Below are 25658 nucleotides of genomic sequence, written 5' to 3' on the forward strand. Positions count from 1 at the left end.
GAATCTCTGCTATTATGTCTCATCGTAACAAAATTTATTAAAGTTAAATTTTGTTACCGAATTATCTAACCTTTACAGGAATGACAAACTTTGTAGCCAGACGATCGTCTTGTCACCCTGAGCGAAGTCGAAGGGCTTTTATATTAAAACTCTACCCCCCAATCGAAATCATGCTGCGATTATCAGAGTGAAGCGTAGGGTCATTTATCTTAGCAATTGTAGTCATTCCTGCCCTTACTTTCTTTTTATTTTGAATGGAATCCGAAATCAAATCGGTGATAGATTCTCCATTTCTAAAAGGAGTCAGCAAATCGGTTTCTGAATTGGAGAAAAGGCAGTTTTTTATTTTTCCGTCTGCCGTCAAGCGGATGCGGTTGCAGCTGTCACAAAACGGATTGGTAATCGAACTGATGATTCCAAAATCGCCTTGAAAGCCTTTTATTTTATACGTTCTTGCTGTAAAGTTTTTTTCATCTTCAAGTTTCTCAACCTGATTCTCATCAAAATGAGTATTTACAAAAGACAATACTTCTTTCTGAGAAACCATTTTGCTTCTATCCCACTCGTTTCCTGCAAAAGGCATAAACTCGATAAATCGTACAGAAATAGGCAGAAACTGAGTCAGTTTTACAAAATCAACAATTTCGTTGTCATTGAAGCCTTTCATCAAAACGACATTAACTTTTACTTTAAAATCATTATTTAAAAGTAGATGCAGATTATCAATTACTTTCTCAAACTGATTTCTAAGCGTAATAGAATGAAATTTTGAGGCAATTAAAGTATCTAAACTCAAATTGATTTTTTTGATTTTAAACTGCTTTAAAACCTCAATATGACGGTCAATTAAAATTCCGTTTGTTGTGATGGAAAGCGAAATATTAAGCGCTGCTAATTTCGAAACAATCTCAGGAAAATCTTTTCTCAACAGAGGTTCGCCTCCTGTTAATCTTATTTTGTCAACACCATTATTTACGAAAGTCTGGGCAATGGCAAAAATTTCCTCAGCCGTCATTAAACTTGCTTTTGGAGAAAGTGCGATTCCGTCAGCTGGCATGCAGTATGTACAACGCAGGTTGCATTTTTCCAGCAGCGAAATGCGCAGATAATTGTGCTTGCGCCCAAAACCATCCGTCAAAATAGTGTTAGAGGCTGTCATGATTTTTTCCTTTTAAAATATGAAAAACGTGCAAAAGATGTGGAAAAACTGCATCCATTGACTCTCTCGCTCCATTTGTAGAACCTGGTAAAGCCAAAATTACAGTTTTACCTAAAGTTCCTGCAACTGTTCTCGAAAGCATTGCATACGGCATTCTTTGCTGGCCGTAACTGCGAATAGCTTCTTCAATTCCTGGAATTCTGCTTTCCAACAATGGCTCCAAAGCTTCTGGCGTCACATCTCTCGGAGACAATCCCGTTCCTCCAGTAAAAATAACTAGCTGGTTTTCTTTAACGAAAGCTTTTGTTTTTTCCTGAATAATATCCAGTTCGTCTGGAATAATTTCATAATGAGAAGTTTCAACTCCGTATGAATCTAATTTCTCTACAATAACTTTTCCAGATCGGTCTTCTTTATCTCCCGCAAAAATCGAATCGGAACAAACGAAAACCGCAGCTTTAATTGCATTCGAAAATTTATTTTTAAACGAAGATTTTCCGCCTTCTTTATTTATTAATTTGATGGTCGAAATCTCGATTTCTTTATCAATCGGTTTCAGCATATCGTACATCGTCAACGCCACAATTGAAGCTCCGTGCATGGCTTCAACCTCAACTCCTGTTTTGTAAACGGTTTTTACATTGAAAATAATATGAATTTCTAAACCTTCAATTACATATTCAACAGAAGTAAATTCAATCGGAAGCGGATGACAATCAGGAATGGATAAATGCGTGTTTTTTACTGCAAATAATCCCGCCGTTTTGGCCATTTCGAACACATTCCCCTTTGGCACCAAGTTATTGACAACAGCATCAATCGTTTCTTGTTTGCTGACTTTTACGATTGCAGTCGCAGTTGCTTTCCTTAAAGTGTTTATTTTATGCGTAATATCTACCATTATAGTTACTTAGGTATTTTGTTTCCAAGTGAATGTATCGTTTTCAAACATTTCTTTACCAAAAATCGGCACATCGGTTTTAATCCAATTTACAATGGCTTCTGTGGCTTCATAAACTTGTTTTCGTCGTGTAGCCGAAACAAAAACGAACAAACAGATTTCGCCTGCTTTTACAACGCCTAAACTGTGATAAATGTGCATGCAGGTTAAATCAAACTTAGCGAAAGCTTTTTCTCGAATTGCATACAACGCTTCATTTGCCATGTCTTTATATGCCGAATAATCGATAGCAACAACTATATTGTCATGAATCACGTCCGCGCGAACTTGCCCCAAGAAAATATTATGCGCTCCAATCGTATGTTTAGATTGGTGTTTAGCGATCGATTCTGCTATAAACTCAGGCGAGATCGGTCCTTCTACAAATACATTTTTACTCATTTTTTATATTTTTATTCGCCACGAATTCACGAATTATTTCGTAATAAATTGATGTAATTCATATTTCATTAATTTTATTTTTTAAAATCTATGCGTAAAGTATTGGATTAATTCGTGAATTCGTGGCTATTCTTTTTTTCTTCTTTTAATAAATTTTTCATTGCCAAAGCTCCGCCAATAACACTTTTTACCTTTTGAAATTGATTTTTATGAAGCGCTTCAGTTGCGATTTTACTTCGAATTCCAGATTGACAGAAAACATAAATCGTTTGGTTTTTATTCAGTTTTTCCATTTCATTTTCTAAATTCATTAACGGAATCTGAATACTATTTTTCAATTTTATTTTTGGCAGTTCGTCTTCATTTCGAACGTCTAAAAAAAGAACCTCATCATTTTCTATTTGACTCAAAAGAAGTTCAAACTTGATTTCTTCTATTTGATTTTCAGTCGAATTGTATTTTTTATCAAAATCTTCTTTAGTCATTTCTAAAGTAGACCTTTTATCAAAATCATACTTTTGCTGATCATTTTTCAGCATATTGTAAACCAATATTTTTCCGCTTAAAATTTCTCCGTTTCCAAGAATCATTTTTATGACTTCATTGGCTTGAAACATTCCGATAATTCCAACTGAAACGCCTATAACTCCAGCATCTTCACAATTTAGCGCATTTGCTTTTTCATCTGGATACAAACATCTGTACGTTGGACCATTTTCGTAATTGAAAACCGAAACCTGCCCCTGAAACCTAAAAATAGACCCATAAACCATTGGCTTATTGGTCACAAGACACGCATCATTAATCAGATATTTAATGGCAATATTATCCGTTGCATCAACTATAATATCATATTTTTCAAATAAGGAAATTGCATTATTTCCCGACAATTTCTCCGCAAAAACATTCACTTGAATAAGCGGATTTAATTCTGAAATCATCACTTTTGCTTCTGCGGCTTTTCCTTTTCCTACCGCCGAAGTTTTGTAAATAACTTGTCTGTGCAGATTGGAAACTTCGATAACATCATCATCGACGATCCCGATTTCGCCCACTCCAGCACCAGCCAGATAGGGTAAAATTGAAGCGCCCAAACCTCCAGCGCCAATTACCAAAACTCTAGATTTCAGCAATTTGTACTGGCCGACATCTCCTATTTCAGGAAGTATGATTTGTCTGTTATATCGTGCCGTTCCGCTCATAAATTTATTTTTAACCTCCAGCAAATGGTGGCAACAAAGCAATAACATCACTGGTTTGCAATGTATAATCACTTGCTTTTGAAACTATTTTTTGATTTACCGCAACGCTGAAAGTAAGCGATTCCAATTGATATTTTTCGTCTAAATCCTGCAATAATTTTTGCAGTGATAATTCTTCTGAAAAAGACAATTTTTCGAATTCGCATCTTGTTTTTTCAGCGACAGCTCCAAAATATTTAACTTCAATCATTTTTATAAATTTAAATTCTGAAAAATGAATTCATCATCAAAATGCTCTTGAAAATATTCCGTCAATTTTGATGTGTTTTTTACTACTTCACCAATCACAATAATGGCTGGAGATGAAATGTTTTTATCGGACACCAATTTAGTAATTGTGTTTATAGTTCCAATTACTTTTTGCTCTGAATTTTTTGTTCCGTTTTGAATAATCGCAATCGGTAAATCATCATTTCTATTTTCTTGATAGATTGAAATTATCTCTTCTAATTTATGCATTCCCATCAAAATAACTACAGTTGCAGCTGATTTTGAGGCCAAATGAATATCTTTTGATAACTCATGATTCGAAGTTGTTCCTGTAATAACCCAAAAACTTTCTGCAGTTTTACGCTGTGTTAAACTGATTCCAGCCGATGCCGGAACGCCCAATGCAGAAGAAATTCCTGGCACAACAGCCGTTTCCAAACCAAATTTCACCGCATAATCAATTTCTTCACTTCCTCTTCCAAAAACAAAAGAATCTCCTCCTTTTAAACGTACCACATGACCGTAACGATTTGCCATTGAAACAATCAATTCGTTAATCTGATCTTGTGTGTAAGCGTGACATCCTAATCGTTTTCCAACAAAAACAATTTCTGCATTTGACGCATAATCCAGCAATTCTTCGTTTACTAAAGCATCGTACAAAACTACATCGGCACTTTCTAAAGCTTTAATTGCTTTTAGCGTAATCAATTCAACATCGCCTGGACCTGCGCCTACAATCGTCAATTTTGGTGTTTTTAAATTTCGCATAGTCTTTAAGTTAAATTGATATTCAGGTCGTTTAATTCGTCTGCCGAATTAATATTGGTTAAAGGAAAGTTTTCACTTTCTTCTATATTGATTATCTGATGAGGCAGTTTTGCCAACAAATCCATCATCTTTAGTTCATTAGAATCAATTGCTTCTTTTATAACTGGAAGAATATTTTTAGAATAAATTCCAATTAACGGATGTGTTTTGCTTTCCGAAGCAAAAACTGTGATTCCAGCTTCTTTGGTATGTTTTGAAATTAATTCTTGTAATAATTTGGTTGAAATTAACGGAATATCGCAACTTAAAATCAGATTGAACTTAGTTTCAGAATGTGATAACGCGGTGTAAATTCCTCCCAACGGACCTTTATCTTCAATTAGATCCGGTATCTTTTCATATTGCAAATAATCATATTCCTTTGATGCCGTAATCAGTTTAATTTGATCTGTAATTGGTAAAATCGCCTGAATGATATGCTCAATGAATGGCTTATCCTGAAACAAAACCAATCCTTTCTCTGATTGCATTCTGGTGCTTTTTCCGCCGCAAAGAATAAATACTGATAGTGTTTTCATAGTTTTTCTATTTCAGGTTTCTTTTGTTTCAGGTTTCTTTTGTTTCAGGTTTCAAGTTTCAAGTTTTCCCAATCTTTGTCATTCCCTTCTCTTTTTTACCTTAGCCCCGGTTTCAACCGTGGTTACATAATGATTCGCAGAGGTGATTTACAATGCGTTTCCACGGTTGAAACCGTAGGCAATGTTCATTATGTTGTAATATATTTTTATTCAAATTCGCAAAGCTAAATCAACACAAAGCTTTGCGAACTTTACTATCTTCAATAAAATCATTTCAGATAAAGAACTTTGCGTACTTTGCGGTTAATTTTTATTTTAGATTTTCCACAACATTTCATTATTTAAGGAAAAATCAATTTAACGCTTGCCATTAAAATCACAGTTCCCAAAACCATTTTTAATGTTCTGTTTGAGAAAGAGCCACTTCCGTAAAAACCTCCCAACATTCCTCCAACAATTGCAATTGGAACCAAATAAAAACTTTCCATTGGTATTGTTTTTCCTCCTAAAAAGAATCCTAACATTCCTGCGAAAGAATTCACAAAAATGAATAAACTTGAAATCGCCGCCGATTCTTTAACCGAAGCCCATCCTAAAAACAATAGAATCGGACTCAAAATAATTCCGCCGCCAATTCCCAGCATTCCAGACAATAATCCGATGCAAAAACCAATTGCCAGAGCAAACGGAAGATTGATTTTTACTTCTTCTTTTTCTTTAAAATTAAAAACGCCAAACAGCCTCAATGCTGCAAAAACCAATACAATTCCTAAAATTATTTTGTAAATCGTATTATCTAGAGTTATAAACCCTCCTATAAATGCTGCTGGAATCGAAGCAATTGCAAATGGATAAAACAGTTTGGGTTTGAAATAATTATTCTTGTAATAAAACCAAAATGAAATACTCGAAACAAACAAATTCAACAATAAAGCCGATGGTTTCATAATCGAAATCGGAAATGCAAAAATGCTCATCAAAGCCAAATATCCCGAAGCTCCGCCATGTCCTACACTTGAATATAAAAATGCAATTACAATTAAAGCAAAACTAAATAGTACTATATTTTCTGAGCTTAATAAGTTCATTCTTGTTCTTTGTTTTTTGTTTCAAGTTTCAGGTTTCAAGTTTTCCCAATCGATCTGGAAATTACTAGCTATATGTTTTTATTTATACAGCGCTTTTTATCATCCACTATAAAATCTATTTTCTTTGCTCTATATTCTCTTTTCTTTATTCTATTCTCTAAAAAATCTAATCAATTGGCAATAAAACAACCTCTTGACCTTTTTTATACTCTTCAATATTCTCAGGAACAATTAATAAACTGTTCGCTACAGCAAATGTATTCAGCATTGCAGAACTTTGACCGTCTAAAACTGTTACATTGGTTTCGTCATATTTTGCTTTTAAAAACAAGGTTTTTCCAGTATTGTTTTTAATATCAGAATTTAATTTTCGAACTACTTTTGGTCTATGAATTGCTGCAAAACCCATTCTATACTTAACCGCTGGCGCTACATAAATATAAAAATTTGTAAGCGATGAAGCAGGATTTCCTGGAAGTGCAAATACCAGAGTTTCCTTTTTAGAACCAAAAAACATTGGCTTTCCTGGTTTTTGATTGATTTTATAGAAAAGCTCTTTTACATCATTTTGCAACAAAGCTTCCTTTACAAAATCATAATCTCCAACTGAAATTCCGCCGGAAATCAAAACAATATCATTTTTTTTTAAGATTTCTTTTAAAGCTTTTTTCGTCGCTTTTAAATTATCTTTTACTCTGTACACTTTCGTTTTTTCAATTCCAATAGTTTGAAGCGCAGCCTGAAGCATAATCGAGTTACTTTCGAATATCTTTCCTTTTGTAAGTTTCTCACCTGGAGCAACCAATTCATTTCCAGTAACCAAAATTGCTACTTTGGGCTTTTTATAAACCTCAACTTCAGTAATTCCTAAACAAGCCAAAAATCCAACTGCTGCTGGAGTGACTAAAGTGTCAGCTTCAAAAACTACATCATTCTTAGCAATTTGCTCCCCTTTAGGACGCACATTTGCTAATTTATCTGGCATTGTGGCAATCAAAATTGAATTTTCATTTGCCATTACATGCTCTTGCATTACAACTGTATCTGCATTGTCAGGAACATAAGCGCCAGTAAAAATTCGGATCGCTTCGCTTGCTTTTAATTTTATATTCGAATGATCTCCAGCTTGCGAAGTCCCAACTATATCGTATTGATGCCGAATACTGTGTGTAAAAGCGTATCCATCCATCGCTGATTGACGAAATGGAGGCATATTGATTGGCGAAATTACTTTATCCGCCAATATATATCCCAGCGCTTTACTAACAGCAATCTGTTTTGTTGGCATTTTCGTGCTATTTGCCTCAATAATAGCGATGGCTTCTTCAACTTTAATCATTATGCTATTTTATTAAAAGCAAAAAATACTTATACAAATATAAGTACTTTTACTTATTTAAAATCTATTTAGTTCTAATTTAATTTTAGAATTATAAATTTAATGCATTTATTTTCAAAACTTTTATAAAAACACAAAATAGCTATTTTAATTAAGAATTCGTTCTATTTCCTTTTAAAATTTCCCTTAGGAAGATAATATAGCCATGAGAAACCAATAAAAAATAAAATTGCAGAAGCTATAAAAGCAGGAATTAAAATTTCTTTATTATTATCTAATGCATTATTCAAAGAGGCGTACAAAAGCCAAATCTGAATGCTGACATTAAGAATTAAAATAAAAATCAATGTCGAAAGTATATTGTTCAGTTTATTTGGGTTGGCGCTATTCTGACTTCTTCTAAACGTACTCATAATTCAAAAATTAAATTAACTGTCTTTCTTTTTAATTAATGATTTTACAAAAACAGCATTTTCTTTAAAAAACACTTCTAATTGAGGCAAGGCACGAGGCGGCGGTCCAGCTAGTACATCTCCGGTCATTGCATCAAAAGAACCTTCGTGGCAAGGGCAATGTATAATTCCTGTTCCAGGTTTGTAGAATACGGAACAAGAAAGGTGCGTACATTTTTGTTCATAAGCTCTAAAATCTCCGCTTTCTAAATGAATCAAAATATACGGAATCGTACTGCCTTCTAAAACAAAACCTCTAGTTCCGCCAACAGGAATATCTTCTTTATTACAAATAAAATGCTCCCCTTCCACTTCTTCTTTAGGCATTAAAAAAGCTTTGGCGGTAACAAAACCGCTTCCAACCATTAGTCCTCCTGAAACAAAAGTTAAGAATTTAGCAAAATCGCGTCGGCTGACTTGAGTTGATTCTTGTTTTTTTATCGGAAAATCTTTTTTCCAGTTCTGATTTAAATTATCTTCTTTAGACATGACTCCATTTTTAATAAATTCTTAATTCTGTACTGCCTTTTGGCATCATGATATTGACTTTAGTTTTCACTTTTTCTTTTCCAAAAATGAAATTATTGATCGGTGTACTATTCGGCCTCATTTCTTCAATCTGTTCTCTAGTACCGTAGAATAAAGCACCACTTGGGCAAACTGTTGCGCACATTGGCTTTTTACCAACGCTTGTTCTGTCGTAACACATTGTACATTTCATCATCAAATCGTATTCTTCGACTTTCTTTGGAACTCCGAATGGACATGCCATAACACAGTTAGAACAGCCAATGCATCTTTCGGTGTTTGCAGTGTGAACCACTCCAAATTCGTCCTGAGAAATAGCATCGGCTGGACAAACATTCGCACAAACTGGATCTTCGCAATGCATGCAAACCTGGACCGTGGTTTGAATGGTTGATGCACGATCTACATAATTTACACTAATAAGAGTCTGCTGACCATTTGTTTCACATTCAGCACAAGCCATTTCACAGGCTTTACAGCCAATACAGCGCTGCATATCTACAAAAAATTCTTCGCTTGTATTAAAATTGGTTAAATTCATAAAGTTCTTTTTATAGATTAAATACTTGCGTAAGCTTCAGATTCTTTAGCCGGTGGGGCAATTGTTCCTTGTGGCTCCAATTTGCACGCACATACTTTAAACTCAGGAATTTTAGAAATTGGATCTAAAGTTCCAGGCGTTAATTGATTGGCCGATTTTTTCCCTGGCCAGTGGTATGGAATAAAAACGGTATCTTTTCTAATGGTTTCTACAATATTGGCAGGAAAAATTCCTTCTCCTCTTCTCGTTGCCACACGTACTAATTCGCGTTGTTTGATTCCGTATTTAGAAGCCATTTCGGGATGAATCTCTACCATTGGTTCTGGAAACTGATCAACCAGTTTTCCTATTCTTCTCGTTTGTGTTCCACTTAAATATTGCGAAACCACACGTCCCGTTGTTAGGGTTATCGGATATTCATCATCGGTAACTTCGCCCGGCAGTTTGTATGGAGCAGGATTGAAATGTGCTTTTCCGTCTGGGGTTTTAAATTTCCTGTCTTCCCACAATCTTGGTGTTCCTGGATGATCCTCGGTTGGGCAAGGCCAGAAAACACCCATATGGTCTTCAACTTTTTTATAGGTAATTCCAAAATAATCTGCTGTTCCTCCTTTTGAAGCAACACGCAATTCATTGAAAATTTCTTCGCTGTTCTTATAGGTGAATTTGTCTTTTTCTCCCAATCTTTCAGCGATTTCCAATAATATAGAAGTATCGGTTCGCGCTTCTCCCGGAGGCGTAACCGCTTGTCTGATTCGAATTACGCGTCCTTCTGCAGAAGTTGTGGTTCCTTCTTCTTCTTCCTGTAAAGATCCAGCGAGAATAATATCGGCGTGGCGCGCGGTTTCATTCAAGAAGAAATCGATACAGACGTAAAACTCTAATTTTTCAAGAGCAGAGCGCACATAATTATTGTTTGGAAGCGAAACCAGCGGATTGAAACAGATTGAAATCAACCCTTTTATTTCATCTCTGTGAATGGCTTCAATAATTTCATAAGCTGTAAGCCCTGTGTGCGGCAAATCTTCTTCTTTAATTCCCCAAACATCCGCAATATATTGTCGATGCACAGGGTTTTCAATATCTCTGTTTCCAGGCAATTGATCGCATTTATGGCCATGCTCTCTTCCTCCCTGACCATTACCTTGTCCAGTAATGGTTGCGTAGCCACAATATGGCTTTCCGATTCTGCCTGTCGCCAAAACCAGATTAATACATCCCACCACATTATCAACACCTTTTGAGTGATGCTCAATTCCTCTTGCGTGCAATAAAAAGCTTGTTTTTGCTTTACCCCATAATTCGGCCGCAGCTTTTATTTTTTCTTTATCAATTCCTGTAACTTCTTCTGCCCATTCTAAAGTATAGTCTTTTACGGCATCAATCGTTTCCTGAAACCCAGAAGTATCATTATCAATAAAATCATGATCGAGCATATCGTGATCTACTAAATATTTCAGCATGGCGCCATATAAAGCAGAATCTGTTCCCGGTCTGACATCGAGATGGATATCGGCTGTTCTTGCCAAAGGAATCATTCTTGGGTCAATTACAATTAATTTTGCTCCGCGATCTCTGGCCTTCCATATCCAATGGGTTAAAGTTGGAAAAGTCTCACTGATATTGGCTCCTGTCACAATAATTACCTCGGCATATTCTAAATCTGAGTAATTGTTGGATGCGCGATCCAAGCCAAAAGCCTTCTTATTTCCCGCGCCAGCACTTACCATACAAAGTCTTCCGTTGTAATCTAAATTTCTTGTTTTTAAAGCGACACGAGCAAATTTCCCTACTAAATAACTTTTCTCATTGGTTAATGAAACTCCCGACAACATCGAGAAAGCATGCTTGCCGTATTTTTCCTGAATTCTTTTGATTTCAGAAACGGTTTTATCCATGGCATTATCCCATGAAATTTTTTCAAAGCCTTTCCCTTCTACTCTTTGAAGCGGATGTAAAAGTCTGTCGGGATGATTGTTTTGAAGATAGCGCTGCACTCCTTTTGGGCACAGACGACCTTCGTTGAAAGGAAATTCCATCCACGGTTCAAAACCCACTACTTTATTGTCTTTTACAGATAATTGTATGCCACATTGCATACCGCAGAAGCAGCAATGTGTTTTTACAATATCATCAGGTTCGTCTCTTCCGTCATAACCGTCAACTGGAGCATAATTTAAGTGTGGCCCAAAATCGTCTATAATTTTTTCTATTTCTACTGGTAGTTTTGCCATGTTTTTTGTTTTGTTATATTTTTGTTTCACGTTTCAAGTTTCACGTTTTGTTAGGAACTTGAAACCTTAAACTTGAAACTTTAAAAATTATCCAAATAAGTTTCCGCCACCTACTCTAGCTTTTAAGTGCGCTTGTGCTAATCGTGATCTTTTTCCTTCGGGACTAAGATCAAGATGAGATGTTCCGTCTTCGTGGGTAAAATCGAAACCTAATTGTTTGGTTACAATTTTTAAATCGTCGATATGAAGTTTTGTTGCAAATTCTTCTCCTGTATGCGGACAAACAGCCATTCCTTTTTTAATTCCTTCTTGCTTGTAAATGTGTGCTCCAATCTGAGCCGGACGCTGAATAATATGGAAGAATTTCCCAAACGGAATCCAGATCAGAAACATAATAACCGTCACAGCATGAATTACAGCTAGGAAATCAAATGCAAATCCTTTCATGAACTGATAGGAATACGTCAGGCACAAACCTGTTACTGAAATTGCAATCAATAAAATCAGTGGCAGCAAATCGCCTTCAAAGGTCTGCGTCGCAATTAAACCTGGGTTGGTTAAGCGGCGTCTCAAATAATAAACAGATCCAATTATAACCAAATAAGAGGACCAGTTTAAGGCATGAAAAGTCAAAAATGCCATTATGGAACCCAATTCAAAATCCATTACTTTAAAACCAAAAAAATGGGCTTCGTAAACAGAAATGGAATTTGGAGCTAAAGTAAAATGAATCCATCCAAATGTCAACGGAAAAGTAATGGCAAAAGCAGATAAACAGCCGATGGCAATACAAAAATGCGCTATCCAGCGGTATTTTCCTCTTGGATAAATGAATTTCTGAATAGCTATATTTTGAACCGATTCTTTTCCTAAAAACCATAAATGAGAAAACACTTTTCCTGTAAAAAGAAATTTAAGACTTCTTTTGAAATACATCCAAGTCGGAGGGCGCTGCAGCCAAACTGTATATCGATAAACAATTCCGAAGAATGCAAAGATGGTTCCGAACAGATAGGTTACCAATGCTGCATCAAAATTCTGAAGCTGTCTTGATCCTAAAAACACGAATACGATCATAAGCACAGATACTAGAGTTGCTACTAGTAACGCTTTGGTATTAAATGTTTTATTTTTCATCTCTACTAAAATTTTATGATTATTTAATTAACTTGGCTTCTCACAATTTTTACGATTGTAAAACCACCAATTAATAGCTGTCGCTAGTATTGCAAAAAAAGCAAGACCAATAAAAAACTGATTTACTGAGCCATTTGCAGAAATATTATTTCCTATTAACTTAGAAAAAATGAATGGTCCAAAAGCTGCAATTGCTGCAGTCCAACCAATTACTCCTGCTGCTTGACGAGGATTTTCTTTAAAAATGATTGGATATTGTCTAAATGTCCCTGCATTTCCAATTCCTGTAAAAAAGAACATGGCTAAAATTACCGCTACAAAAAGTGGAAATTGATCTATACTTGTTGGAGCAACTAACCCTTGAGTTATTAAAAGTATTGATCCTGCTAAAATTCCTAGACCTGTTATAGTCGTTAAAATCGCGCCACCAACTTTATCTGCCACAAAACCGAAAGCAATTCGGCTGGCAGAACCAATTAATGGACCGTAGAATGCATAAACTAAAGGATCAGGTGCGTTTGGAAAATCTCCGTACAAGAATTTAATCATTAACGGAAAAGCTGCAGATAAGCCCGCAAAAGTTCCAAAAGTCATTACGTAAGTTATGGTACAATACCAAGTATGTTTATTAGAAAAAATATCCAACTGTTCTTTTACAGAAGCTTTCATAGGAATGCTTCTTAAATAAAACCAGCTAACTAGTGCCATGATAATTAAAAACGGCGCATACCAAAATGCAGCTGACTGCATATAAATTGGTTTGTTTTTTACCGCCGTGTTTTCGCTTTGAATGTTATTTAAAATTTTTTCAGCTAATTTCGGATTTGCATTGGCAATGGCTTTTGCTTTTGCCTTAACCGGAAGTGAAGTAAATACGATTACATTTTCTTTTGAATTTACAGCTATTTGTACAGAATCAATTACAGTTTTCTTTACGTTCAAAAGTATTTTAGTTTGCACTTCGGAATCAAGAGTTGCAAAAACTTCCTTTTGTTTTTCGACTGGTGTGTTTTGAAAAACGGCTGCAGTCTCTTTAGGATCAATACTTGTAAATACTGTTGAAGCTCCAAAAATACCAACGCTAATAACTAAAGGCGTTACAAATTGGGCAAGTGAAACTCCAAAGTTTCCAATTCCTGCCTGAATTCCTAATGCTGTTCCTTTTAATCTTTGCGGAAAAAACAGACTTGTGCTTGGCATGTAAGAAGAGAAATCTCCTCCGCCAAAACCTGTTGTAAAAGCTAAAACTGCAAAAACCCAAAAAGGTGTATTTACATTCATAATTGCAAATCCAATTCCGATTACGGGAATTAATTTTATCGCTGTTGCGAAAGATATAATGTGGCGTGTGCCAAAAATCGGTAATAAAAAAGTATGAATGATTCTTAAAAAACCAGCAGCTAACCCGGGAATTGCAGTTAGCCAAAAAAGCTGATCTTTTGAAAAATTAAAGCCTAAGCCTGGCAATTTTACAGCAATTACACTCATCATGAACCAAGAGGCAAAAGACAATACAAGCGTAATCGTTGTTATTGTTAAAGTTCTCCAGGCAATTTTACTTCCGTCAGCATTCCAATACGCGTCATCTTCAGGATTCCATTTGTCTAACCAAGTTTTCATTTATTTCAATTTAATTTATTGTTTATCTTCTATTTGTTTTGTAAAATTTGGCGATTTACTGTGCATCGCCTTTATAATTGTTCTGTGCATCCAGATTAAACATGCTACAGAAACGGCGCAGATAAATATCCACGAACTCGTCCAAAGTCCTGTATAATTAAGGAGGTATCCGAAAATTATTGGCCCTAAAAATCCTCCCAAACCACCAATTAGGCCGACCATTCCGCCGACTACACCGACTTCATTTGGAAAATATTCTGGAATGTGTTTGTAAACTGCGGCTTTTCCAATTCCCCACGAAATTCCAATGAGTGTTACCAAAATCACATAAACCCAAAGATTGGCGCTGAAATTAATCTGCGTTATTCCGTGCGCTAATAATTCTTTCTTTTTAACTTCTTGATTTTGTTCAACAACAACTTCCTGCCATGATTTTTTTACTGGAAAAATTGCGGATTCATTGCTTGTTTCTACCTCTCTTTTATTGCTGATCTGGTGTGTTTTTCCGTTTACAACTATTTTATTATCAGTAATTTCAGTTACTTTTCCATTAGTAAGTGACATAACTCCGGGACCAGCAGTAATGATTTCCATTTTTGGAAACATCAATAAAAAGCTGATTACAACTGAAGAACCTAAAACCCAATACATGACTTTTCTTGCCCCAAATTTATCTGAGAGATAACCGCCAAAAGCTCTAATTACGCCTGAAGGCAGACTGAACATTGTGGCAAACATTCCACCCATTACTAATGTTGTGTTATAAACATTCATAAAGTTGGGAAGCAGCCATTGCGAATAGGCGACAAAAAAACCGAAAACTAAAAAGTAGTAGGCTCCAAAACGCCAGACTCTGGTTTTCTTTAATGGAGATAGCAATTCGCCCATGCTTTTTGAAACGCCTTGATTAGTTTTGTTTTTAGCGAAAGCGATAAAAAGTATTCCGATTATGACTAAAGACGCGGCATATATAATAGGAAGTGTTTTCCAGCCATTTATCGGGTCATTTGCAGATAAATTATTTAATAATGTAGGCGCCACAAAAGTCGTAATTGCTGCTCCGGCATTTCCCATTCCGAAAATTCCTAGTGCTCGACCCTGCCATTCTTTTGGGTACCAGACAGAAGTATAGCCAATTCCGACTGCGAAACTAGTTCCTACTAACCCGAAGAAAAAACTTAGAACAGCAAAGCTCCAGAATGAATCGGCAAAAGGAAGTAAAAAAAGCGGTATTGAACACGCTATTAATAAAGCAGAAAATACAATTTTACCTCCATATTTGTCTGTTAAAATTCCTATTGGAAGTCTAAAAATAGAACCTGAAAGAATAGGAATTCCAAGAAGCCAGCCCATTTCTACAACAGAAAAACTGAATATTCCTTTGTCTGCAAGAAAAGTAATTAATACACCGTTTAGTGTCCAACAAGCAAAACAGATGGTAAAGGCAAGTGTATTAAGAAATAAGATTTTGTGAGATTGCGATAGATTACTCATAGTTTTAATTTTGATTCTAACTGAGTAACTATTCCCTCAATTATCGAATCAAAATTACCTTCATACATTCTTACAAAAAATGACAAATATCATATAAAGGATAATTTTGTCTTTATTTGATATAAATATGCAAGAATCATATAGATCTTAAAAAAATACCTAAAGCTAAGACAAAAAAAAGGCTTTTAAAGATGTTTTTTACATCTCATCTTTAATTATTTAGAGTTTTAAACTCATTAAACCAAAAGAATAATACTACATTTCTATAGTTTATTAAAGAATAAATTTAACATTCTTATTTTTTTACTGTCTATTGAAAAGCCTTTAAAATTAAGGCTTCTAAAAGAAAAAATTTTCTAAGTTGCTCCTATTCAGCAAAGTTTTTCAAAAAAAAATCAATAAACTTTTGGTTTTTATTATATAAAATTTAACTTTGTCTATAGGATTAGTAGAGTTTAAAATAATATTTCAAACCATAAAAATTATTATTGTGAAAACAACAGAAAGCATATCGCGTTACATTCTTCCTAAAAAAAACACTTATAGCACTATTTGTTATATGTGTTTCTGTTGTTAAAAACCTTCTTACCTTAATTTGCCTTTAGAATTTAATCTAAGCAAATCTAAAAACACCACTAAATTTTTACTGAATTTATAACTAAAGGTCTTTCCAATGCATTCAATTGTGTGGGTCAGATTCTTGAAACTATACCTGTTTTTCAACAAATTAAATAACTAACAACTAAAAAAACTAAAATGAAAACAATGCAAACGTGTTGCTGTAAATAAAAAAAGCCATTTCTGCGGCAACAGAAATGGCAAGGCTTAAAGAACATTTATCACTAAATCAAGAACACTTTTTAGAGTGCTGTATAAACAGTGCTCAGGGCGTCTTGTTAATTACTTAAAACCAATACAAAGAAATGAAAAAAAAGTTAAACATACACATACTGCTGTTTCTACTCTTGATAACGGCAGGAATACAAGCCCAGAATACCACGCCTCTTATACAATCAAAACTAGACGGAACTGTTGTAGATGATATTACAAATCAGCCTATTATCGGTGCTTCTGTTACCATTAAAGGAACTACTCACGGTGTTGTGACAGATGCAGAAGGAAAATTTTATTTTCAGACAGGACAAAAATTCCCCTATACTTTGATTATAAGTTACATCGGATACAAAAAACTGGAAATAATTGTGGAGAAAAATCCAGTAATCATAAATCTTAAAGAAGAGCGTCAAGAACTGGAAGAATTGGTTGTTGTGGGATACGGAACTCAGAAAAGAAAAGACATTACAGGTTCTGTCGCTTCGGTTCCAAAAGCCAATTTGTCGCAGGTGACTTCTTCTGCAGACAACCTATTAAGAGGTGCTGTTGCTGGAGTTGTAGTTACACAAAGTTCTGGCCGTCCTGGTGCTTCTTCAAGTGTCCGCATTCGCGGAGGAAATTCCATTACGGCTGGTAATGAACCGCTTTATGTTGTAGATGGCATTTTAATTTACAATGATAACAGCAACAGTTCGGCTGGAGTAAGTTTTGCTGGAGCAACTGTAAACGTTCTTTCTACTATTAATCCTGCTGATATCGAATCGATGGAAGTTCTTAAAGATGCTTCTGCAACAGCTATTTACGGTTCTCGAGGCGCTAATGGAGTTGTGATTATTACGACTAAAAAAGGAACAAAAGGACAGGATAATATTTCGTATCAAGGCTATTTCGGATTCCAAAATATTTCGAAAAAACTAAGATTAATGAATGCCAGCGAATGGGCAAGTTTAAGAAATGATGTTCAAGCAAGTATCGGACAAGCTCCATCCTTTTCTGCTGCACAAATTGAAGCTTTAAAAACTTCTGGAAATTATGATTGGCAATCTGCGGCATTTATTACAGCTGCTCCAGTTCAAAATCATAATTTATCTTTTTCTGGTGGAGACGAAAAATCTAGATATGCAGTCTCTGCAGGATATTTTGATCAAGATGGAATTGTTTTAGGATCTGATTTTAAACGTATATCGCTTAGAGTAAACTACGAAAGAAACTATTCTCAGAAATTCAAATTTGGTGTAAACGCTAATTATACCAACTCTATTTCAAATGGTGTGGGTACCAATGGAGGCGCAGGAGCCGGAAGAAATCCGAACCCGTTGGTTAGTGTGGTTTTGACAGCGCCAGTGGTTCCTATTAAAAATGCAGACGGGAGCTACAATGTAACCAACAATCCGTATGCAACGTCTGTAAACGGTTATGTTCCGAACCCGATTAACGATTTGGATAATACGACAAATGAAACGAAATTGAATAGAATTCTAACCAGTTTATTTGGCGAGTATAAATTCAATAAAGAATTAACGGCTAAGGTTGCAGTAAGCGGTGATGTATTGAATACCAAACAAAATTACTACGCTCCGTCTAACACTACAACAGGCGCTGGAACAAAGGGACTGGCTTCTATTGGAGAAAGATTAGTGAGTTCTGTTTTAAATGAAAACACGCTTAATTATAACACCCATTTTGGCGAAAACCATAAATTTTCTGCTTTAGGAGGTTATACCCTTCAATACACAAAAGGTGAAGTTTCAAATGCTGGAGCCCAAACTTTTGTAAACGATGCCAATACTTATAACGCTATTCAAGATGGTGTTCCTGTAAAACCTTACAGCGACGCTTATGAAAGTGTATTAAAATCTTGGTTGGCTAGGGTAAATTATTCTTATAAAGGAAAATATAATTTCACTTTATCTGGCCGTGCTGACGGTTCTTCAAGATTTGGTTCTGAATCGCTTTGGGGCTACTTTCCTTCTGCTGGATTTTCATGGAATATTACAGACGAAGAATTCGCAAACAACATTAAAGGTGTAACCGAAGCCAAACTAAGAATTACAGCAGGAACAACAGGAAACCAAGAAATTGGAAATTATCTTCCGCTAGCTTCTATGGGATCTGTAAACTATTCTTTCGGAGGGACTTTATACACAGGTCTGGCTCCTACCCGATTGGCAAACCCAGATTTGAAATGGGAAAAAACGAATCAATATAATGTTGGATTGGATTTATCATTGCTTGACCGAAAAATCAATTTTGTTTTTGATGTGTATTACAAAAAGACAAAAGATTTATTAATCAATGTTCCAGTTCCGTTGAGTTCTGGTTATGCTACAGTGCTTCAAAATATTGGTGGAGTTGAAAATAAAGGTCTCGAAATTGGTTTAACAACTGAAAATGTAAAAACAAAAAACTTTGCTTGGAATTCGAATATCGTATTTTCTCTTAATCGAAATAAAGTTACCGAGATTGGAAATGGTGTAAATGAATTTTTCCCAGTCGTTCCAAACGGTTCTTTATTGCAGCAACAGCCTGTTATTGTAAAAGTTGGTCTGCCTTTGGGATCTTTCTGGGGATACAAAACCAATGGAATTTTCCAGACTCAGGAAGAGGTGAATACCCAACCAAAAATCAACAGTTTAGCTAATACAAAAGTGGGAGACAGAAAATATGTTGACAGCAATGGCGACGGCGTAATTACAGCTTTGGATAAAGGAAATTTAGGCACTTCTCAACCCAAATTTGTTGGAAGTTTCAGCAATACGGTTTCCTACAATGATTTTGATTTGAATTTCTCTTTTCAAGGAGCTTACGGAGGAAAAATCTTTAATGCTTTAAATCAGCAGTTAGAAATTTCAACACTTGGAACCAATGCTGCCGCAACTTTAAATGACCGTTGGACACCAACGAATCCGAGCAACGAAATTCCGAGAGCTTCGAGTTCTCCGTTGGGAATCGTTTCGGAACGCTACGTTGAAGACGCTTCTTTCTTGCGATTGAAATTAATCACTTTGGGATATACTTTACCTAAAAGCGTTTCGAAAAAACTGGGAACAAAAAGCGTAAAAATCTACGTATCAGCAGAAAACTTAATTACATGGACTAAATATACGGGCTACGATCCAGAAGTAAGTTCATACGAGCAAAACAACTTATATCCAGGAATTGATTTTGGTTCTTATCCAAATTCTAAAACTTTTATTTCTGGCCTTAACGTAACATTCTAAGCAAAATACAATGAAAAAGATAATCCTAACAATTATACTAAGCGCAGGAATTTTGACATCGTGCGCAGATCTTGAGGTAACGCCTACCTCTTTTGTAACCGAAGACAATTATTTTGTCACTCAAGATGATGCTGTGGCGAGCGTTACGGCTGTTTATGCTTCTTTAAGTCTTGATCCAGGCGAACAGAGTCTGTTTGGAAGAAACCTTTATTTCTTAACCGATATGGCTTCAGATTATGCGGCGGCGGGAGTTTCTGCCACCAATCCGCAAGTTCGAGCGTTGAGCAGTTTGACCCATGATGCTACTTCAGACCGTGTTCAAGTCGCTTGGAGACAAATTTATGCGGGAATCAACAGAGCCAATGTTTCTATAGATAATATTCAGAAAGTTTCTGGTTCTGAAGTAGTTAAAACCAGATTAATCAATGAAGCGAAATTCATTAGAGGCTTGCTTTATTTCCAAGCAGTTCGTCTTTGGGGCGGTGTTCCGATTGTGTTGCATGAAGCAACTTCTATCAATTTAGGTGATCTAAAAACTAATCGTTCTACGGTGGATGAAGTTTACAATCAAATCATCAAAGATTTGACAGATGCTGAAGCTTTGCCAAAAACGTACACAGCAGCAGATGCTGGACGTGCTACTTCCGGTGCTGCAAAAGCAATCTTAGCAAAAGTTTATCTGACTAGAAAAGATTGGCCAAATGCGATTGCAAAATCAAGAGAAGTAATTGACGGCGGTTACGGATATGCTTTGTTTGAAGATTTTCAGGACATTTTCACTAAAACTAAAAAGAACGGAAAAGAGCATATTTTCTCTGTTCAGTTTGAACCAAATCAGGCTGGAAATGGTTCTAGCGGAAGCACTTTTCAAGCAACCGCTTTTACCGGATTCACTGCTACAGAACCGGCAGATATTATCTCAGACGTTGCTTTGTTTTATGACATTTATGCAGCCGGAGACAAAAGAAGAGATGTTAGTTACGCTAAACAGCTGCTTAACCCAGCAACAGGAACACTTTACACATTTCCGAAACCTATCTTCAAAAAGTATCTGGATTTAACCAATTTGGCAACTCCTGGAAACGTAGCGATCAACTTTCCGGTTATTCGTTATGCCGACATCCTTTTGTCTTTAGCGGAAGCGATAAATGAACAAAGTGGGCCGACAGCTGAAGCTTACGAATTAATCAATCAGGTACGAAGAAGAGCTTTCGGAAAAGCCATTACGACTCCAGATCCTACGGTAGATATAGCTGGGTTAGACCAAACTTCTTTTAGAGCCGCGATTCAGGAAGAGCGTAAAAAAGAATTTGTTCAGGAAGGACAAAGATGGTTTGACTTAGTGAGATGGGGAACTTTGGTTACAGAAATAAAAAAGGTTACGGCCAAAAACTCTGTTTCAGAAAGAAATAATCTTTATCCAATTCCGCAAAGTGAGAGAAATATTAATCCAGATGGATTGCCGCAAAATCCTGGGTATTAAAATATTTAAACATACGATTTTGTCATTTCGAGGAACGAGAAATCGCACTAGTTTGTCAAGAAAGATTGGCGATTATTATTGCGTGGGCTTCGACTTCGCTTAGCCTGACAAATTGAACAAAAATCTTTTTATGAAAATGATTTTCTAGCCCCGATAGAAGTGGAAATCCTTTTGTGGTCTCGTTTCTTTAACGAGACCACAAAAGATTGTAACGGATAGCGGGATTAGCTCCTAAAAAAAATAAGAACCTTTATTTAAAACCATATAACTAAAAAACTATAAAAAATGAAAAATTTTAAAAATAGCATTTCAATCAAAAGCTCTAAGAAGAGGCTTTTGGTTACTGCTTTCCTAGTGGCACAACTGGGATTTGCACAGGAAAAAGAAGAATTCAAAGGTACAATCGGTAAAACGTTAGCCGATTCTAAAGAATATTGGCCAGATCCTGTAAAGGCTCCAAAAGGCGCGCCGAACGTGGTTTGGATTTTATTGGATGATGTCGGATTTGGAGCTGCAAGTGTTTTTGGAGGTTTGATCAATACTCCGACTTTTGATAATCTGGCAAACAACGGACTTCGCTACACCAACTTTCACACAACAGCAATTTGCGCCCCTACCCGAGCGGCTTTGTTGACTGGAAGAAATTCTGGAAGAGTTCACGTTAGCGGTTTCTCTCACACTATTCTTTCTGCCGGTTTCCCAGGTTGGGACGGAAGAATTCCATCTGATAAAGGAACTATCGCAGAAATTTTACGTGACAACGGCTACAACACTTTTGCGGTTGGAAAATACGGCGTTACGCCCGATGAAGAAGCTTCAGATGCGGGTCCGTTTGATCGTTGGCCGACTGGAAAAGGTTTCGATCATTTTTATGGATTCTTAGGTTCTCAAACCGATCAATATAATCCAGATTTGGTTGAAGATCAAGTTCATATTAAACCAGACGGACGCCATTTGAACGAATTGATTACTGATAAAGCGATCAGTTATATCCAGAAACAACAAAAAGCAGCGCCAGGAAAACCATTTTTCTTGTACTACGCGCCAGGAGCGGTTCATGCACCTCATCAGGTTGCGGAAAAATGGGTTGAACCGTATAAAGGAAAATTTGATGAAGGCTGGGATGTTTACCGCGAAAAGGTATTGGCAAACCAAAAGAAACTAGGCGTAATTCCGCAAAATGCTGTACTTCCTGATCGTAATACGCTTATTACAGAATGGAAAAAATTAACTCCAGAACAAAAGAAAGTGTATGCAAGATTTATGGAAGTTTACGCTGGATTCCTGACGTATACGGATTATGAAATTGGAAGAGTTGTCGATTATTTAAAACAAAGCGGACAACTTGATAATACATTGATTTTTGTTGCTATTGGAGATAATGGAGCGAGTAAAGAAGGAACTTTACAGGGAACAATCAATCAAAGTTTGTTTTCTCAAGGAAAAACTGATGAAGAAAATTTTGAAAGTAACTTGAAAAACATTGGAGAAATTGGAACGGCAAAAGGCTTAAATACCAATTATCCGTTGGGATGGGCGCAGGCAACCAATGCTCCTTTCAAAAACTGGAAACAAGATGCACAGTCTGAAGGCGGAACGCGTAATCCGTTGATCGTTTTTTATCCGAACGGAATTAAAGACAAAGGTGGCATCAGAAACCAATACAGCCACGTAACCGATCTTTTGCCGACAACTTTGGATATTGCTGGAATTAAAGCCCCAGAATATATTAAAAATATAAAACAAGATATTATTCAGGGTTCTACTTTCAAAGCTTCATTAGATAATCCGAAAGCAGAATCTTTACACAAAGTGCAGTATTACTACATCTTCGGAAATAGAGCAATTTATAAAGACGGATGGAAAGCTTCTGCCGCGCACTTACCAGATTCTTTTGCAGTGAAAAAATCTTTAGGAAGTAGTGAAAAACCTGCGCCAAGCAATTTTGACACTGATGTTTGGGAATTATACAATCTAAACGAAGATTTTAACGAACGTAACAATCTGGCGAAAAAATATCCTGAAAAACTGGCCGAACTTCAAAAACTGTTTGACGAACAGGCCAAAGAAAACAATGTATACCCGCTGATTGACTGGCAGGATGTTTACAACAGAAGAATCCATAACACTGGAGCTGACAAAGGAAAAACAGTTTCTGATTTAATCAAACAGGCAACTAAACCTGGGGGAACTACAAATTAATACATCACAACCTGCAAGGTTTCCAAAACCTTGTAGGTTTAACTAAGTCTTAAAAATTATCCCTACAAGGTTTTGTCCCGAAGCTTCGGGATGCAGGAAATCTAAAAACAAAACAATATGAAACGAGTAGATTATGAAATTATAGGAAAAAAGATTGTCGTTGGGATAATCTTGTTTTTAGTTCCGCTGGCGATTTTGGCCGGAGGATTAACCATTATTAATCAATTTTTAAAATAAGAAATCATGGCAGCAGTTCAAAATTCAAAATTGACAAGAGACTTGACCATTAGTCTTTTTATTTATTCATTGCCAGTGTTGGCAATTTACCTTTATTTTCAGCTGGGCGGCGCTTCAGTAACCGAATCTCATTTGACAGTACCTGCATTTTTACAATTTCTACAGCCTGCTTTCGCTAACATTAGATCGTGGGGATTAATCGTATTTATGATTGTACTAGGAATTATCGAATTTGCAGCAGGTTTATATGACGATGAATGGACAGGAGAAGAACGCAAAATTGACATTGTTTCTTTTCTTGCTCCAAAATTGCTTCTACCTCCAATAATTGCTTTTTTCAGTTTAACCGCTTTGCCTTATTTAATACCGAATTTGGCAAATTCATTATCATGGGTTCCGTTTTGGGGAGGCTTTTTCCTAATCGCAATTGCCGATGATTTAACACAGTATTGGTACCATCGTTTGCATCATCAAGTTCCGTTTTTATGGCGTTTTCATAGAACACATCATTCTGCTCCATACATGGGAATGGCGATGGCTTCTCGACAAAACTTTATTTACACGGTTTTCTTTTCTCAAATTTATCTGACTGCAACGCTAACGTATTTAGGTTTAGGATTGCCAGCTTTGTTTGTTTTGGTTATTAAAAGTTTCATCACATTAGGCGCGCATTCAAGTATTAAATGGGACAAACCATTTTACAAATACAAAGTTTTGCATCCGATTGCTTGGGTTTTAGAAAGATTAATTTCTACTCCTGCAACGCATCATGCACATCATGCCGATACAAGCGGAGACGGTGTAGGACATTTTAAAGGAAACTTCGGAAATATGTTTTTTATCTGGGATATGATTTTCGGGACTGGATTAATTACTCGTAAATATCCAGAATCTTACGGAATGAAATCATACAAACAAGAAGAATGGTACGCACAGTTTCTTTGGCCAATTTTTAAATCTAAAAAGGAAGGAAGTGCTTTGGCTGAAGGCGTATTAGCAGTTCCGCAAAAGCCAAAAGCTGTTATTGCCGAAGAAACTCCTGCGCCAGTTTTAGAACAGGTTTAATATTTGGGATATGAAAAATCAAATTTTAAAAACCAGTTTAACAGCAATTGCCTTTTTGTGGGCGGTTGCTGCTTTTTCGCAAAATGAAATTCATAGTTCTTTATCGTTAGATTCTTTTTATTCGAAAATAAAAAACCAGACGAATCCACAGATTGTTGACGCCAGAACTCCCGAAGAATTTGCTTTGAACCATATTGAGGGCGCTGTAAATTTCAATCTTCAATCTGAAAACTATTCGCAACAAATTGCCAAACTAGATAAATCTAAACCCGTTTTTATTTATTCGATCGGAGCAGGAAGAAGTGTACAGTTAGAAAAGGAACTTCTAAAAATCGGATTTAGTGAAGCATATAGTTTAGAAGGCGGAATCGCGAATTGGATTGGAAATGGCAAACCGTTTTATTCTAATTTAAAAAGCAAATTATCGCTGGCCGAATTCAATAAAATCATTGCCGAAAATAAAAACGTTTTGGTTGATATTGGTTCCAAATACTGCGGTCCTTGCAAAAAAGTCAAACCGATTCTCGAAAACATTCGATCTGAATACGGCAACAATTTGAAAATCGTAGAAATCGAGTTAGAAGACAGTCCGCAGGTTATTGCCGATTTAAAAACGGTAAAAGTTTTTCCGACTTTAATTTTATATGAAAACGGAAAGATTGTTTTTAAGAAAGAAGGAATCAATGATTTGAAAAATGAAGTTGATGTTGCTTTAGCTTCGAAATAAGACAATTATTGTCATCCTGAGCGAAGTCGAAGGACACGCAAGTAGCTCTACAAAGATTGGATTTCGCATTTGAGCAACATGAAGCTTTGTCAAAGTTTTGAACTTTGACAAAGCTTCTTATAATTCTATTAAAA

21 protein-coding genes are annotated in these 25658 nt (G+C 36.0%); 5 read left to right on the forward strand and 16 right to left on the reverse strand.

What is annotated here, in order from left to right; translation table 11 throughout:
• Positions 1 to 151: 151 nt before the first annotated feature.
• The 16 genes from moaA to Q9Q97_RS18810 all read right to left on the reverse strand — a co-directional run bounded on the left by moaA (position 152) and on the right by Q9Q97_RS18810 (position 15755).
• Positions 152 to 1159 (reverse strand): GTP 3',8-cyclase MoaA, encoded by a 1008-nt coding sequence (gene moaA / locus Q9Q97_RS18735; RefSeq protein ID WP_306159889.1) that lies wholly within the window; start codon positions 1157 to 1159, stop codon positions 152 to 154.
• Complete coding sequence (gene moaCB / locus Q9Q97_RS18740) at positions 1146 to 2060, reverse strand: bifunctional molybdenum cofactor biosynthesis protein MoaC/MoaB (RefSeq protein ID WP_306159891.1); 915 nt, start codon at positions 2058 to 2060, stop codon at positions 1146 to 1148. The genes moaA and moaCB overlap by 14 nt, the downstream gene beginning before the upstream one ends.
• 9 nt (positions 2061 to 2069) lie before the next feature.
• A complete protein-coding gene (locus Q9Q97_RS18745) occupies positions 2070 to 2501 on the reverse strand; it encodes a molybdenum cofactor biosynthesis protein MoaE (RefSeq protein WP_306159893.1) in 432 nt (143 codons plus the stop codon).
• Between the two features lie 107 nt (positions 2502 to 2608).
• Positions 2609 to 3703 carry a HesA/MoeB/ThiF family protein gene (locus tag Q9Q97_RS18750; RefSeq protein ID WP_306159895.1) on the reverse strand — a complete coding sequence of 365 codons (1095 nt, stop codon included), beginning with the start codon at positions 3701 to 3703 and terminating at the stop codon, positions 2609 to 2611.
• Positions 3704 to 3713: 10 nt separating this feature from the next.
• A complete protein-coding gene (locus tag Q9Q97_RS18755) occupies positions 3714 to 3953 on the reverse strand; it encodes a MoaD/ThiS family protein (RefSeq protein WP_306159896.1) in 240 nt (79 codons plus the stop codon).
• 2 nt (positions 3954 to 3955) lie between these two features.
• On the reverse strand, positions 3956 to 4744 hold the full coding sequence (gene cobA, locus Q9Q97_RS18760) for a uroporphyrinogen-III C-methyltransferase (protein ID WP_306159898.1): 789 nt from the start codon (positions 4742 to 4744) through the stop codon (positions 3956 to 3958).
• A gap of 5 nt (positions 4745 to 4749) precedes the next feature.
• A complete protein-coding gene (locus tag Q9Q97_RS18765) occupies positions 4750 to 5322 on the reverse strand; it encodes a molybdenum cofactor guanylyltransferase (protein ID WP_306159900.1) in 573 nt (190 codons plus the stop codon).
• A gap of 341 nt (positions 5323 to 5663) precedes the next feature.
• A complete protein-coding gene (locus tag Q9Q97_RS18770; RefSeq protein WP_306159902.1) occupies positions 5664 to 6410 on the reverse strand; it encodes a sulfite exporter TauE/SafE family protein in 747 nt (248 codons plus the stop codon).
• A gap of 166 nt (positions 6411 to 6576) precedes the next feature.
• Positions 6577 to 7749, reverse strand: coding sequence for a gephyrin-like molybdotransferase Glp (glp, locus tag Q9Q97_RS18775; RefSeq protein ID WP_306159904.1), 1173 nt, complete (start codon positions 7747 to 7749; stop codon positions 6577 to 6579).
• A 164-nt stretch (positions 7750 to 7913) separates the two neighbouring features.
• Positions 7914 to 8162, reverse strand: a complete 249-nt coding sequence (locus Q9Q97_RS18780) for a DUF6755 family protein (RefSeq protein ID WP_306159906.1) — start codon at positions 8160 to 8162, stop codon at positions 7914 to 7916.
• 15 nt (positions 8163 to 8177) lie between these two features.
• Positions 8178 to 8690, reverse strand: a complete 513-nt coding sequence (locus Q9Q97_RS18785; protein WP_306159908.1) for a ubiquinol-cytochrome c reductase iron-sulfur subunit — start codon at positions 8688 to 8690, stop codon at positions 8178 to 8180.
• Between the two features lie 10 nt (positions 8691 to 8700).
• Positions 8701 to 9270: a 4Fe-4S dicluster domain-containing protein gene (locus Q9Q97_RS18790; RefSeq protein ID WP_306159910.1), complete on the reverse strand. Its 570-nt coding sequence runs from the start codon at positions 9268 to 9270 to the stop codon at positions 8701 to 8703.
• Positions 9271 to 9287: 17 nt separating this feature from the next.
• Positions 9288 to 11504, reverse strand: coding sequence for a molybdopterin oxidoreductase family protein (locus Q9Q97_RS18795; protein ID WP_306159912.1), 2217 nt, complete (start codon positions 11502 to 11504; stop codon positions 9288 to 9290).
• Positions 11505 to 11591: 87 nt separating this feature from the next.
• Positions 11592 to 12641: an MFS transporter gene (locus Q9Q97_RS18800; protein ID WP_306159914.1), complete on the reverse strand. Its 1050-nt coding sequence runs from the start codon at positions 12639 to 12641 to the stop codon at positions 11592 to 11594.
• A gap of 27 nt (positions 12642 to 12668) precedes the next feature.
• Positions 12669 to 14261: a magnesium transporter MgtE N-terminal domain-containing protein gene (locus Q9Q97_RS18805; protein WP_306159916.1), complete on the reverse strand. Its 1593-nt coding sequence runs from the start codon at positions 14259 to 14261 to the stop codon at positions 12669 to 12671.
• A gap of 15 nt (positions 14262 to 14276) precedes the next feature.
• Complete coding sequence (locus Q9Q97_RS18810; RefSeq protein ID WP_306159917.1) at positions 14277 to 15755, reverse strand: nitrate/nitrite transporter; 1479 nt, start codon at positions 15753 to 15755, stop codon at positions 14277 to 14279.
• A gap of 923 nt (positions 15756 to 16678) precedes the next feature.
• Here Q9Q97_RS18810 and Q9Q97_RS18815 point away from each other — a divergent pair.
• The 5 genes from Q9Q97_RS18815 (at position 16679) to Q9Q97_RS18835 (ending at position 25524) form a co-directional block, all read left to right on the forward strand.
• Positions 16679 to 19810, forward strand: coding sequence for a TonB-dependent receptor (locus tag Q9Q97_RS18815; protein WP_306159919.1), 3132 nt, complete (start codon positions 16679 to 16681; stop codon positions 19808 to 19810).
• A 10-nt stretch (positions 19811 to 19820) separates the two neighbouring features.
• On the forward strand, positions 19821 to 21293 hold the full coding sequence (locus Q9Q97_RS18820) for a RagB/SusD family nutrient uptake outer membrane protein (protein ID WP_306159921.1): 1473 nt from the start codon (positions 19821 to 19823) through the stop codon (positions 21291 to 21293).
• A gap of 285 nt (positions 21294 to 21578) precedes the next feature.
• Positions 21579 to 23495, forward strand: coding sequence for an arylsulfatase (locus tag Q9Q97_RS18825; protein ID WP_306159923.1), 1917 nt, complete (start codon positions 21579 to 21581; stop codon positions 23493 to 23495).
• A 243-nt stretch (positions 23496 to 23738) separates the two neighbouring features.
• Entirely contained in the window at positions 23739 to 24797 is a 1059-nt protein-coding gene (locus Q9Q97_RS18830) for a sterol desaturase family protein (RefSeq protein ID WP_306159925.1), read from the forward strand.
• A 10-nt stretch (positions 24798 to 24807) separates the two neighbouring features.
• Positions 24808 to 25524, forward strand: a complete 717-nt coding sequence (locus Q9Q97_RS18835; protein WP_306159926.1) for a thioredoxin domain-containing protein — start codon at positions 24808 to 24810, stop codon at positions 25522 to 25524.
• Positions 25525 to 25658: the final 134 nt, after the last annotated feature.

This window comes from Flavobacterium sp. DG2-3 (genome assembly GCF_030730925.1).
Classification (GTDB): Bacteria; Bacteroidota; Bacteroidia; order Flavobacteriales; family Flavobacteriaceae; genus Flavobacterium.

Excerpts from the sequence above, each read along its gene's own strand:
- moaCB (WP_306159891.1), bottom strand. The coding sequence starts at position 2,060 with ATGGTAGATATTACGCATAAAATAAACACTTTAAGGAAAGCAACTGCG.
- Q9Q97_RS18835 (WP_306159926.1), top strand. The coding sequence starts at position 24,808 with ATGAAAAATCAAATTTTAAAAACCAGTTTAACAGCAATTGCCTTTTTG.
- Q9Q97_RS18810 (WP_306159917.1), bottom strand. The coding sequence starts at position 15,755 with ATGAGTAATCTATCGCAATCTCACAAAATCTTATTTCTTAATACACTT.
- Q9Q97_RS18830 (WP_306159925.1), top strand. The coding sequence starts at position 23,739 with ATGGCAGCAGTTCAAAATTCAAAATTGACAAGAGACTTGACCATTAGT.
- Q9Q97_RS18745 (WP_306159893.1), bottom strand. The coding sequence starts at position 2,501 with ATGAGTAAAAATGTATTTGTAGAAGGACCGATCTCGCCTGAGTTTATA.
- cobA (WP_306159898.1), bottom strand. The coding sequence starts at position 4,744 with ATGCGAAATTTAAAAACACCAAAATTGACGATTGTAGGCGCAGGTCCA.
- glp (WP_306159904.1), bottom strand. The coding sequence starts at position 7,749 with ATGATTAAAGTTGAAGAAGCCATCGCTATTATTGAGGCAAATAGCACG.
- Q9Q97_RS18825 (WP_306159923.1), top strand. The coding sequence starts at position 21,579 with ATGAAAAATTTTAAAAATAGCATTTCAATCAAAAGCTCTAAGAAGAGG.
- Q9Q97_RS18820 (WP_306159921.1), top strand. The coding sequence starts at position 19,821 with ATGAAAAAGATAATCCTAACAATTATACTAAGCGCAGGAATTTTGACA.
- moaA (WP_306159889.1), bottom strand. The coding sequence starts at position 1,159 with ATGACAGCCTCTAACACTATTTTGACGGATGGTTTTGGGCGCAAGCAC.
- Q9Q97_RS18755 (WP_306159896.1), bottom strand. The coding sequence starts at position 3,953 with ATGATTGAAGTTAAATATTTTGGAGCTGTCGCTGAAAAAACAAGATGC.
- Q9Q97_RS18750 (WP_306159895.1), bottom strand. The coding sequence starts at position 3,703 with ATGAGCGGAACGGCACGATATAACAGACAAATCATACTTCCTGAAATA.
- Q9Q97_RS18785 (WP_306159908.1), bottom strand. The coding sequence starts at position 8,690 with ATGTCTAAAGAAGATAATTTAAATCAGAACTGGAAAAAAGATTTTCCG.
- Q9Q97_RS18805 (WP_306159916.1), bottom strand. The coding sequence starts at position 14,261 with ATGAAAACTTGGTTAGACAAATGGAATCCTGAAGATGACGCGTATTGG.
- Q9Q97_RS18770 (WP_306159902.1), bottom strand. The coding sequence starts at position 6,410 with ATGAACTTATTAAGCTCAGAAAATATAGTACTATTTAGTTTTGCTTTA.
- Q9Q97_RS18815 (WP_306159919.1), top strand. The coding sequence starts at position 16,679 with ATGAAAAAAAAGTTAAACATACACATACTGCTGTTTCTACTCTTGATA.
- Q9Q97_RS18790 (WP_306159910.1), bottom strand. The coding sequence starts at position 9,270 with ATGAATTTAACCAATTTTAATACAAGCGAAGAATTTTTTGTAGATATG.
- Q9Q97_RS18780 (WP_306159906.1), bottom strand. The coding sequence starts at position 8,162 with ATGAGTACGTTTAGAAGAAGTCAGAATAGCGCCAACCCAAATAAACTG.
- Q9Q97_RS18765 (WP_306159900.1), bottom strand. The coding sequence starts at position 5,322 with ATGAAAACACTATCAGTATTTATTCTTTGCGGCGGAAAAAGCACCAGA.
- Q9Q97_RS18795 (WP_306159912.1), bottom strand. The coding sequence starts at position 11,504 with ATGGCAAAACTACCAGTAGAAATAGAAAAAATTATAGACGATTTTGGG.
- Q9Q97_RS18800 (WP_306159914.1), bottom strand. The coding sequence starts at position 12,641 with ATGAAAAATAAAACATTTAATACCAAAGCGTTACTAGTAGCAACTCTA.